Origin of the sequence: Parabacteroides bouchesdurhonensis (assembly GCF_900186615.1) — a bacterium.
Lineage (GTDB): Bacteria > Bacteroidota > Bacteroidia > Bacteroidales > Tannerellaceae > Parabacteroides > Parabacteroides bouchesdurhonensis.
Genome location: NZ_LT896588.1, coordinates 2,842,035 through 2,854,746, shown reverse-complemented (window position 1 = coordinate 2,854,746; position 12,712 = coordinate 2,842,035). Strand labels below are relative to the sequence as shown.

General features: G+C 37.3%; 10 protein-coding genes. 2 read left to right on the top strand and 8 right to left on the bottom strand.

What is annotated here, in order from left to right:
- The 8 genes from C1721_RS12325 to gluP all read right to left on the bottom strand — a co-directional run bounded on the left by C1721_RS12325 (position 1) and on the right by gluP (position 10,057).
- Complete coding sequence (locus tag C1721_RS12325; RefSeq protein WP_102408551.1) at positions 1-1,029, bottom strand: glycosyltransferase family 2 protein; 1,029 nt, start codon at positions 1,027-1,029, stop codon at positions 1-3.
- Complete coding sequence (locus C1721_RS12320) at positions 1,011-2,039, bottom strand: glycosyltransferase family 2 protein (RefSeq protein ID WP_102408550.1); 1,029 nt, start codon at positions 2,037-2,039, stop codon at positions 1,011-1,013. The genes C1721_RS12325 and C1721_RS12320 overlap by 19 nt, the downstream gene beginning before the upstream one ends.
- Positions 2,040-2,054: 15 nt before the next feature.
- Positions 2,055-3,773, bottom strand: coding sequence for an ABC transporter ATP-binding protein (locus C1721_RS12315; RefSeq protein WP_234347443.1), 1,719 nt, complete (start codon positions 3,771-3,773; stop codon positions 2,055-2,057).
- The gene (locus C1721_RS12310) at positions 3,736-4,950 is read right to left on the bottom strand and encodes an O-antigen ligase family protein (protein WP_102408548.1); all 1,215 of its coding nucleotides are present in this window, start codon (positions 4,948-4,950) and stop codon (positions 3,736-3,738) included. Before C1721_RS12310 ends, C1721_RS12315 begins: the two co-directional genes overlap by 38 nt.
- A complete protein-coding gene (locus C1721_RS12305; protein WP_262497565.1) occupies positions 4,947-5,786 on the bottom strand; it encodes a sulfotransferase domain-containing protein in 840 nt (279 codons plus the stop codon). Before C1721_RS12305 ends, C1721_RS12310 begins: the two co-directional genes overlap by 4 nt.
- A gap of 74 nt (positions 5,787-5,860) precedes the next feature.
- Positions 5,861-6,877, bottom strand: coding sequence for an MraY family glycosyltransferase (locus C1721_RS12300; RefSeq protein WP_234347440.1), 1,017 nt, complete (start codon positions 6,875-6,877; stop codon positions 5,861-5,863).
- Between the two features lie 748 nt (positions 6,878-7,625).
- Positions 7,626-8,579 (bottom strand): tyrosine-type recombinase/integrase, encoded by a 954-nt coding sequence (locus C1721_RS12295; protein ID WP_102408545.1) that lies wholly within the window; start codon positions 8,577-8,579, stop codon positions 7,626-7,628.
- Between the two features lie 260 nt (positions 8,580-8,839).
- On the bottom strand, positions 8,840-10,057 hold the full coding sequence (gene gluP, locus C1721_RS12290; protein ID WP_102408544.1) for a glucose/galactose MFS transporter: 1,218 nt from the start codon (positions 10,055-10,057) through the stop codon (positions 8,840-8,842).
- A gap of 209 nt (positions 10,058-10,266) precedes the next feature.
- Between gluP and C1721_RS12285 the strand changes: the two genes are divergently transcribed.
- A complete protein-coding gene (locus C1721_RS12285) occupies positions 10,267-11,346 on the top strand; it encodes an aldose epimerase family protein (protein WP_102408543.1) in 1,080 nt (359 codons plus the stop codon).
- A 35-nt stretch (positions 11,347-11,381) separates the two neighbouring features.
- On the top strand, positions 11,382-12,659 hold the full coding sequence (locus C1721_RS12280) for an MFS transporter (RefSeq protein ID WP_102408542.1): 1,278 nt from the start codon (positions 11,382-11,384) through the stop codon (positions 12,657-12,659).
- Positions 12,660-12,712 lie beyond the last annotated feature (53 nt).

The following is a 12,712-nucleotide window of genomic DNA, read 5'->3' as shown; positions in this document are numbered from 1 at the left end:
TCAACCACGAAAAAAATTACGTATTCTATAAACAAGCATTAACAAGAAATCCGACAACCATACTCTTTTCAAATTTATTATACTTGATATTAGTCTGGAAAAAAGTTTGAAATCACGATTTACAATAATAGTATATCCCCAATAAATATGCAGCAATCGCAAATATTTAATCCGGTTTTTCCGAGAAACCGGACCGTACATATTATTATAAGCATCCAAAAAACAGTTTATAACTAGATCGGCACATAATGCGTAAATCTTTTTTCTTTGCTGTATTTCTAATCGTCCGTGAAGTTGTAATAGTTGTTGACTTACCATAAACCAGATTTCAATATCTTCTTCAAAAGACCAGTGATTTATCAGTTTTACAGAAATAGAATCATCAGTTATCCGGTAATGATAGGTAGCCTCCGGACGTATACATAATGAATTTATATATTTACAATAGTCACTGGTAAACAAAGCATCCTCATGCAATTTGGTTCCTACAGAAAAACGCACATTGCCTATATCTATCAATGACTTTTTAAAACACTTATTACACATAAAACCAAATTCTTTATTACGAAATAAAACGATTAGCCCTGTTACAACATCATCTATACATTTCGCAGAAAAATTAGGTAATGATATCTTGTAAGGTTTTACACCTTCCTTTTCTCTTTGCATTTCCGTATATATCAAATCGTACGGAAAGTATTTTATCTCTCTGATATAAACATCCAACCAATCAGGCCGAACCCAATCGTCAGCATCAACAAAGCATACGTATTCTCCTTTTGCTTCATCAAGCCCTTTATTTCTGGCAACAGAAACACCTTGATTCGGTATATGATATACGCGGATACGCTTATCTATATCAGCATACCGATCACAAATTGTACCACTGTTATCGGTAGAGCCATCATCTATTAATATTATTTCATAATTGCCATATGTTTGCCTTAATAGACTATCTAGGCAGTCCTGTAAGAAAAGTAATTTATTATAAACCGGAACAATGATTGTTATTAGCACTTGTTTCTCCATATATGTTTAGTATATATAATCAGCCATAAAATAAGAGGATTACTCATCTTTAAGAAAAACACATGCCATTTATGAGTAAGGCAACCTTGCAGATAGGAAGGATCTATTTCATCAACTTTTTGGGCGAATAATTTATATTTTTCTATCAAGGAATGAGTATTATTTGACAAATAGCAATCATATAAATAAAAATTAGCTGCATAAAGATACATATTCCCTATACAGTTCTTCATTTTTTTATTCCAAAGGCCTTTATATATGCAGAAAGCTATTATACTATTTAATATGGCATGGCGTATTTCCAAATAATTATCGGGAGCAGCCGTACTTAAAGAATTTTTTGTCTTTACTACAATATACAAATCATCGGGAATTATATATATTTTTTCAACAAATCGTAGATAACGGTAAATAAAAATTATATCTTCTCCACTATGAATGTCTTCCGGAAAATACAATTGGTTATGTTCAATTACAATCCGGTCAAAAAGTTTCGCACAAGGGCTATATAATGGCATAGTGCCTTGCAAAGAAATAATTTCGTCTTCATAGAGGCTATGTAACGATATGCACATTTCGGGGAAAGTAAATAAAACATCCGCTTTTCCTTCTTCCTTCACACGCATTCCTCCCATGGCTAACATCCCTTTTGAGGTATGATATGCCAATCTCTCCAAACAATTATCCCGGAGATAATCATCACTGTCTACAAAACAAATATATGTTCCCTTTGCATTCTTAATGCCGTTATTTCTGGCTACGGATACTCCTTTATTTTCCTGATGGTATGCTCTGAAACGACAGTCGTTTCGGACATATTTTTCACAGATATCCCACGTGCTGTCTGTTGAACCGTCGTCAATCACGACGCATTCCCAATTCGGATAAGATTGGTTCTTAATGGAATCCAAACAGGTATGAAGGCAATAAGAACGATTATAAACCGGAACAATAACAGTTATCAGTTCCTGTTTTGCTTCTGTTTTTTCATCATAACCAAATTCAATCATAACAGATATTTTTTATCAATTTTGCAACGATTCTATATCTACAATCTTCCGGCAAATAGCCAATGATTCCTGACGGTGGGAAATAACCAGTAACGTTAAGCTCCGGCATTGCTCCGATAAGTGAATAATTGCCTGGTTAATTGCTTTTTCGGTAGCTTCGTCCAACGAAGAAGTAGCCTCGTCGAAAAGAAGTATTTCAACATCTTTATATAATGCACGGGCAATCCCCAAACGCTGGCGTTGCCCGCCGGAAAGAAGGCATCCTCCCTCACCGACAAAAGTATCTATCCCGTCGGAAAGCGTATTAATAAACTTATCCAAAGAAGCCAGTTTTAAGACTTCCAAAATACGTTTTCTATCCGGAGTTCCTTGTCCCATAACGATATTATCGGCCAAAGTGCCCTCTATCATAAACAATTGTTGGGAAACATATCCTATTTTCCGATGCCAGGAAACCATTTTATCCGGAGATAAAGGCTGTCCATCCACATAAATGATACCTGAATCCGGCCTTAAAAAGCCCAAGAATAGATGGAACAAGGTTGACTTGCCAGAACCTGATTCTCCTTTTATACCTATAAAATCGCCTTTTTTTATTTCTAAAAATAAGTTGTTAAGAACCGGTACATTTTCTTTATAAGAGAATGAGACTTTATCAAAACAAACCGTCCGGTTGAACTGAATTTCTTTTTGCTCATCAGGTAAAGAATTATCTATTTCTTCTTTTTTCAGATCATCTAACAAATCTAATGCAAATGAATTGCCGCGCATTGTAAAAATATATCCTGTACTCTTTACGATACCGGGCAATACACGGTATATGGCAATAGCAAACAAACCAATAATAATACCTAAGGAGGGCAGTTGAAATAATTGCGTAGCGATGATCAATACGATAACCGAACAAATAACCGCAAGCTCGAGTACCCGTTGCAACGAACTATTGAGAATTGTATTCCGTATGGAAAGTGAATTTTGTTCACGCAATAGGCTCTGAAATTTATCGAGACTAAGCGAAAAGGAATTGCTCATTTCCATATCGCTATATCCGACAAAAGTTTGTTGCAGCAATTTTCCCCTTAGAGGAGCCAGTTCAAACAACCGCCTGCCATACTGCCTGATCCGGGCACGTGAAAACCGGTAATAGAGCATCGATACTGGTACAAAGGTTAATATAACCAATAAAAAAACGTATATGTTAAAAAGGATTATTCCTGCCAGAATAGATATAATTACCACCATTTCGCAAATTAAAGATGAAAATGGAATAAAATAGCCTTGAATTAAATTACTGGCAACGCTATTTACCTTATTAATTAAAGTATGGCTGTTGTTTTGTTTTATAAATAGAAATCCCTTTGCGTAATAATACCGGTATAAATGAAGCGACAAATAACTGGAAAGTTCGAATAGCCGTTTATTCTGGGCATATTGCATATAGGTAGTGAATAAAAGCTTCCCTGCGGAAATCAGAAAAATAAAAATGCTGATAAAACAGATAAATGACCGGTTGCTTTCAAACCCTCCCCATTCATAAAATAAAGAGAGATATTTATTTTGCGACATATTGTCTTCACTCAAAACAAGTAATAGAATCGGTAAAAGAACTCCTATTCCTATTAAATCTACCACAGCAGAGGCAAACACACTAGCTCCTACAGCCAGCAATTTCCTCCGATAACGGCCCGGCAATATTTTATAAAGGCAAGCTACCGGCTTCGGTATTAATTTCATAATTTACTCTATTTGAATTAACTAAACACAAGTAGCATTCTGATAAAAAAAGCCATAGGAAATAACAGAGATATGCTCCGGAGGCAACCACATAGCCTTCGAAAAGCATGTGCACCATAAGCATAAGCAGAACCGAACCTAGAAAAGCATTCCGGATTCTCTCTTTATTCAATATAAAGGCCCGGTAAAGCATATAAGATGACGGGATCAAAAAAGAAAAAAAGCCCATCAATCCCATAGAAGATAGCAGAAAGAGCCAACTGCTTCCCGGCTCTATAACACCGTCACCGTCTTGTTTACTAAAACTCTGATCCTCTATAAGGTCTAGGTTATAACTGGCAAAACCAACCCCAAATGCCGGATAGTGATAAAACTCATTAGCACGGTCGGCCCATAAAGCGTCACGGCTGGCAGTAGAACTACCCTCTTTTTCGCCATGTTTCATTTTTTCCCGTATTTGTCCGGTATAGGGCCACCAAATAGATATGGTAGAAACAGCCAGCAAAAGCCCTATCACCACCACCTTCATTATACGGAACAAATTAGATCGATAAACAGTAAGCATAAAAAAGGCAATCCCTAACAAACATGCACCTATCGCAGCACGGGAACTGGCAAGTATCAATACTAAAAAAGAAACTAACATCTTTATGCCATTTAAAAGATAGTCTCGTTTATCCGTTGACATATATATCCAATATAAATAGTTCAAAACCGCAATTCCGGCCAGAGGGCCTAAAAGCATAGAGATATAGGTCAATCCACAAAAACCTCGCTCATTAGCAAATGAATCCCATTTCAGCAAATGCCCCACAAAAGACACTAAAACAATCCATCTTATCATCAAAAGAGTATAGGTAAATAATTCTTTGCGGAATCGTAAAAAAAGATCGTTATAGATAAACGGACCGATAGCCATCATAATTGCCAGAAAGGCAATAGCTCTTGCCGGAGCACGAAAAACAGAAGGGATATCGTTCACCAATAAAGATATCGGAATAGCCAGTAAAAACGGCAAAAACAATCCAGTGATCTTTAGCCCTTTTCCTTGTAAAATAAAGAAAATAGCTATTCCTAGAAAACTTCCGTATGAAATAAAATCCGGAAGCTCAAAATAAGCACTATTTATATGAGGTATAGTTACGAATAAAGCCAAAAAAACGAGTAAACGTATCATTCCCAATCAAATCTTTTACCGATCATTTGATAAAAATCTTCATTATAGGGTGCATAAAATTCGGATAAACGCGAACGAACATCTTCGGGCATTTCTACATCGTATGCACGGATATGTTTATCCTGCAAATCAAGCAATAGCCAATCAATATGCTTTATGCCCAAAAAAGTTTCGACTTTCCGTAAAGTTTCAATTTTATTATTTTTCAATTCACGGCTTTCAATAATCAATATTTGTTCCGGTTTAAAATATTTATAATAATTCTTTAACTGGGCGGAATAAATACCCCGTCTTAAATACGACGGATAAGGGAAAGCCGAAGATTGGACAGAGCCTGTATTGTTTATCTCTCCCATTTCTCGTAATGCGAAATAAGAAAACGGATATCCTTCCACATCTTCAAGTATATCTATTTCCTGTTGTTTTTGTTTATCTGAATACGACTCCCATTCTACCCTATTATAAAGTCCCTTTATTTCCCAAGGTTCTGTTCCATGAACACATTGCCTATCCATATTATAATGGGAAAACGCACGATCTATAGGATTACGAACCATAAAAATCAATTTCATTTTCGGGCTATATTTATAAAGACGGGCCGGAATATGATCGTAATATGAATAAATCGTGGATCCCTCAAAAAATAAACTATTATATATATGCATTATTTTACACCTAGATAAAAAGTGCAATAAATATTCTTTATACTTTTTATTATTCTCATCATGGTAATAAAAATAATTAGGTTCTTTATTCGTATGTCCGACACATTGGGGATGTCTGAACAAAAAATCAAACAATGAAGTTGTCCCACCTTTCATTGTTCCGATTATCATAAAATCGACTTTCTTACCGGTAAGAATTAAAGATTGCGCCAGCAATCTTCTTACAATTTTTTTAATTTTTCCAATCATATCTTTTTATTCATATCCAACCATCCTACCAACAACACAAGACTCAAAATATCCAGAATTACAATAATATTTATATCTAATAAGTTAGCCATACATACATTCATTAATATTAAAACAATTGAATATAATAATATTAAACAGGTTGATTGCAAATGTGTTAATCCGGCCTCCAAACATTTATGATGAATATGATTTCGGTCCGCCAGAAATAGCGGATGATGATAATAAGCCCTAACCAGCATTACGCGAAAAGCATCGATACACGGTACAAAGAGCACGGAAACCGGAATAATAATGGAACTTATATCATAAGGCAAATAATATTCCGGCATATACATTGTATATTTAATTGTTAGAAATGCCAGAAAATAGCCCAAAGTTAACGATCCGGAATCTCCCATAAACATTTTTGTTCCTTTTTCGGCAGAACCGAATATATTGTAATATGTAAATGATAAAATACTACCCAGCAATGAAAAAGAAAGCATGGCATATATGCTATATCCACGAATCATAAATAAAATACCGAAGGTTAGAAAAGAAAGAGAACAGCCTCCTGCTGCCAAGCCGTCTATGCCGTCTATCAGATTGACCGCATTTGTGATATATACTACCACTACAACGGTTAAGGGCATACCTATCCACGCCGGCAACGAATAAATACCGAATAAGCCATATAGGTCATTAATATAAATGCCGGATAGGGGTACCAGAGAAGCAACCATAAACTGGGCCAAAAATTTCTTCCTGTAACGTACACCCACTAAATCGTCTTTAGCTCCGACCAGATATAAAAAGCAAACGCCACACACTAAAAAGCAGATTTCCAAAACCATACGATCCACCTGAGCAATATTCAACGGAAAACTGAGTAAACTGCATAATGCAATTACCAATGGTAACGTACACAATATGGCAGGAACAAAAACCAAACCGCCCAAACGGGGAACTGAACCGGAATGGACTTTCCGTTCATCAGGTATATCATATAAATGTTTCTTTTTGGAAATCAATAATATTCGAGGTAGAATATATAAGGCGAAAAAAAATGAAAGGGAAAAACAAAACAAGTTGGAGAGCAGACATTTGAGATCTTTATCGGAAAAGGCGAAAAAAATACTGCAAAAGTTTAACAAGCAAAGAGTTAACATATGTTTCTTTGTTTAAGTTATTATATAACAATGTTCGTCAGTCCCATAGAGATGACAGTGAAATTTTACCTAATAAAAATGACCCTTATTTACGGAATAAGGGTCATTGTGTTATAAAAGATTGTTTATCAGTTTTCTAAAATAAAAAAGAAGGTAAAAGAGAAAAGATTATTTGAAAAACAACCGTTCTAAGTATTGCTATTTGCAACATACTTAAAGGACCGCTGAGACTAAATAACATTTCTGATAAAACAATAGTTACAATACGAAAATAATGGCAATACTTCTTCGCTTTCTCTCGAAAACGAAAGAACTCACAAATTTCTCATTTACTAACGATTGTTAATTTTGGAAGATTGGCAAGGTTGATTTTTGCTTTACTGTTCAAATTTGACTAAAAATCCTTTATTTTTACGTCTATTTTTGTGAAACATCATAAAAATTATGATGTTTCAATCACAAAACATTCTTTTGGTTCGTTTTTGTCAATTTTATTCTTTTACTTTGCAAAATAATACATTTACGGAAATTTTATAGGGTATTTCCAACACCGAATTTTTTATGATTTTCATAATCATTCAAAGAATGACCCTTATTCCGTAAATAAGGGTCAATCACCCCAAGAGGGCTTTATTATCCACTTATCCAACACAGATACGATCTTTTTATTCGCTTTATCCAATATGGATTGATCCAGGCTGCTTAAATAGAAACGCGTAGTTTTTTCCGACGTGTGTCCCAAAGCTTCTCCAATCATTGTTACCGACAAATTATTTTCTTTAGCTCTCATTGCCCATGAGTGACGGGCTACGTAAGAGGTCAGTTTTATTTCATAAGGCAACATGGAAGCTATGCGTTCCAAACGGCGATTATAGGTACGCAGCGCTACTTTATACTGTGTGTACGTGCAATCCTTCTTCAATATAGGGAAAAGATAAGTATCATCCATGTCTTTATACTTATCAATAAGACGACGCATACCTGTTGTTATGCTTACACGTATTTCCGTTTTCGTTTTAACACGACGGTAGATAATGGTGTTGTTAACAATATTCCCTTTCGTAAGATGAGACATATCGACAAAGGTCATACCACATGCCATAAAAGAAAACAAAAATAAATCGCGGGCAAAAGAAAGTGGCTTCGAACTTTTTAAATCGAGACGTACGATATCCATTATCACATCCATCGTAACGGCTCTTTTATGTGTAGATACCGGACGCAATTTAAGTTGCTGAAACGGATTCGTTGCCGGATGAACCAATGATTCCGTTACAGCGCAATTATACATGGAACGAAACACGCTCATGTAATTCGTAACGGAGTTTACACTCAAGTGATTGGATTGAAGATACATTTCAAAGGAATTAACTACTTGGGCATTGATTCCTTTCAGAGAAACAGAACGGTTCTGACAAAATAAAGCGAACCGGTTACGGGTTGCTTCATATAAACGGGCTGTTCCTTCTTTTCCCGCATAACGTTTGTTGTGAACCACATAATCCATGTACTGCAAAAAATTCTTAGCATAAGAACTCTTTGCCGTTTTACATTCAATATTCATAAAACAGTAATGAGTTTTATATGAATCAGTAACTTCTTAGCTTCTTAACTTCTTTAACCACTGATCCACGTTATTAATTATAGATTACACAAATATGTAACTTTCCGGAAAGAATAACAACTGTCTATCACAGTTAGTTTTCAAAAGAAAGGCTGCCGGAAACTGTTTTTAGTCGTTCCGGCAGCCTTTCTTTATTATTATTCAATATTCTGTAGCGGTTCTTAATACTTAGGATAAAAAGAACGCTATACCTTGCTTTTTTATCGAATGCGTATTTTATGACCTGCTATCGCATAATAGAATATGAGCAGGTAAGTGGGGAAACAAATCCAATAAGCCTGTTGCAAATTGCCAAACTCGTCGGCAAGCCATCCGAACAATAGCGGGAAAATAGCTCCACCCACAATAGCCATAACCAACAAGGAAGAGCCTGTTTTGGTAAATTTACCAAGGTCTTTCATTGCCATCGGCCATAAAGCCGGCCACATTAATGAGTTTGCCAAACCTAACACGGCTACGAACCAGATAGAAACGGTTACCGGAGTTAAAACGACCAGCAAGGAACTGACCAAACCGATAATAGCGCAAATAAACATGGCTCTCTCCTGAGAAAGATATTTAGGTATAAAGAATACTCCCACCAGATAACCGATTACCATACCGATTACCGTATAAGATGTATAGGTTTGCGGATTATCCAATCCGATCCATTTGGCATAGTCTACAATACTTGCCATCGCCAGTGTTTCGACACCGACATAGAATAATAAGGTAATCAGACCCAAAATCAGGTGAGGGAACTGCCAGATACTTGTTTTATTTGCAGCATAAGACGAAGCAACAGCTTCCGCATCCGATTCGTCTTCGCCTTCTGCCTTCACTTCCGGCAGCGGGACAAATGCAACCACGATCCCGAGTAAAACAAAAATACCGGAAATCATATAGAAAGGAAGTGTCATATCGCCAAGCTGTACATCACTCAGGTTCAAAAATATGCCTAAAAATATAGGAGCAATAGCCCAAGCCGCTTTATTAGCGATTCCCATCATACTCATACGGGTGGCAGCGCTTTCCAACGGTCCTAAAATCGTAATATACGGATTTACGGCAGCCTGCAACATGGTATTGCCGATACCACTGATAAAGGAAGCCAGCAGGAACATGGCAAAACTGTGATTCTGGGCAGACGGAATAAACAGGTATAATCCGATTGCAAAGAAAAAGAAAGATAAAATCATTGTTTTCTTATACCCTATCGCTTTAATAACGAGACCGGAAGGATAACCGAAAATTACAAATGTTGAAAATGTGGCAGCAAGTACCAGGTAAGATTCCGCCGTAGTCAGATCGAGCGCCGTACGCAGGAAAGGTACAATAAGGCCGTTAATACCAAGGGCAAATCCTATCATGAAGAACAAGATGCCGATTACAACCAAAGGGAAAACATACCCTTTTGGAGTAGAGTTTGATTTTTCCATAATCACTTAAATTATTATTTTTGACATAAAATATATAAATATCATTCCGGATAGCAAAAGTACACTAAACCAAGGCAAAATAGCAAACTTTTGTTCATAATAATCGCCTTTAAACCGGAAATCATGCTCTAAAACATTGTTTATATGTTACACTAATACAAAGAAGAAAGTTACATTTACACTCAATTTTGAATAATTGACAAATACACATGGAAAACAAACGCACGTTGTCTGGCTTGCAAGTCACTGACTTCAACAGACATATAGACGGAAAAGATACAAAGCTTTGTATCCTTACGAATAAAAGCGGGGCAGAGCTGACCATTACCAATTACGGAGCTAAAATCGTTTCCCTTATGGTTCCGGACAGAAATGGAAAGTTGACCGATGTAGTGACCGGACATAAATCCATAGATGATTATCTGACCTCCGAAGAACCTTATTTCGGCGCTATCTGCGGACGTTACGGCAATCGTATCGCCAAAGGGAAATTCTCTATAGATGGCATTGTTTACGACAAACTGGCCATCAATAACGGTCCGAACAGCCTGCACGGAGGTATAAAAGGTTTTAATGCCCAGGTATGGGATATTCTTCAACAAGACCTGCAAACAGTAACATTAGAATACATTTCAGAAGATGGGGAGGAAGGTTTCCCGGGTGAGTTACAAACAACCGTAACCTATCACCTGACCGACGATAACGAAGTAGTTATTTCCTACCATGCCGTAACCGACAAACCTACCGTTCTGAACCTCACCAATCATTCATATTTCAATTTATCAGGAGCAGGTGATCCTTATATAGGAGATCATGTACTGACTATCAATGCAGATTATTACCTGCCTACTGATGACACGGCTATTCCATACGGTCCGAAAGAAAAAGTGGAAGGAACTCCGATGGACTTCCGCACACCACATGAGGTTGGCGAACGTATTAACGAAAACTTCGAACAACTTATCTTCGGAAAAGGCTACGATCACACGTACATATTAAATAAAGAAGGAGACGAACTGGCATTTTGCGCACATTGCGTCTCTCCGAAAACAGGAATCGTGATGGAGGTATATACCACACAACCGGGAGTTCAGCTGTATACTGGAAACTGGATGACCGGAAACTTTGAAGGGAAAAACGGACAGCGTTATCCCGAACGTGCCGCACTATGCCTGGAAACACAACACTATCCGGACAGTCCGAACAAACCGGAGTATCCCTCTACCCTACTCCGTCCGGACGAGATATTCAACAGTACCACGATATACAAATTCAATACGGAAAAATAAATTATTATTCAATAAATCAAAAACATTAAAAAACAATGGAATCTACCAAACAAAAAAATTACACGTTGCCAATTATCATGATGGTGGCTTTGTTCTTCATGATATCATTTGTAACAGGTTTACAAAACCCATTTGGCGTTATCGTTAAAAATCAATTCGCAGCCAGCAACTTCATGTCACAGTTGGGTAACGCTGCAAACTTTATTGCTTATGCCTTTATGGGTATTCCGGCCGGTTTGTTGTTGCAGAAGATCGGCTACAAGAAAACAGCTTTGTTGGCTATTATCGTAGGTTTTTGCGGTGTAGCTATTTCTTATCTGTCGGGTGTAGTGGGAAGTTATGCCGTTTATCTGACAGGTGCTTTCGTATCCGGTTTCTCTATGTGTATGTTGAACACAGTAGTAAACCCGATGTTGAATACTTTAGGCGGTGGCGGAAACAAAGGTAACCAGTTGATTCAGGTTGCAGGTTCTGTAAACTCTATCGGTGCAACAATCGTTCCGGTATTGGTAGGTTACCTGATTGGTGACGCTGCTAAGGCACAGATCAGTAATGCCAACCCAGCATTGTTCCTTGCAATGGGTATCTTCGCTGTTGTATTCATCGTATTGTTCATTATGGACATTCCTGAACCTCACATGGAGAAAGCTCACGAAGGACCTAAGACACCAGACAAACACAGTGCGCTATCTTTCCGTCACTTCATTTTAGGTACAATAGCCATCTTCCTGTACGTAGGTGTTGAAGTTGGTATTCCTAATTTTATGAACCTGTTTGCCACTTCTCCTGAAATCGGCATCGACGCAACTATCGCCGGTTCACTGGTTGGTACTTATTGGTTCTTGATGATGGTTGGCCGTCTGGCCGGTGCATCGCTGGGTGCTAAAATATCCAGTAAGGCGATGTTGATAACTGCCGCTACAATAGGTATTGTATTTATCCTGATAGCCATCTTCTCTCCGGAAAGCACAAAAGTAAGCATGCCGGTATTCTTGTCGGATATCTCCTTCGGTATGGTGGAAGTTCCGGTAGGAATCATGTTTATGGCCCTTTGCGGTTTGTGTACATCTATTATGTGGGGAGGTATCTTTAACCTTGCAGTAGAAGGTTTGGGTAAATATACGGCAGCTGCTTCCGGTATCTTCATGGTAATGGTTTGCGGTGGCGGTATCCTGCCTTTGATTCAGGGCGCTGTAGCAGACGGTTGCGGCTTTATAGGAAGTTTCTGGGTAATTATCCTGGGTCTTGCTTATATCCTGTACTATGCGTTAATAGGTAGTAAGAACGTAAATAAAGATATTCCGGTAGAATAATCATTTATTAAAAACGGATATTGAAAAGAAGATTAGTTAAGGCATCTGATTAT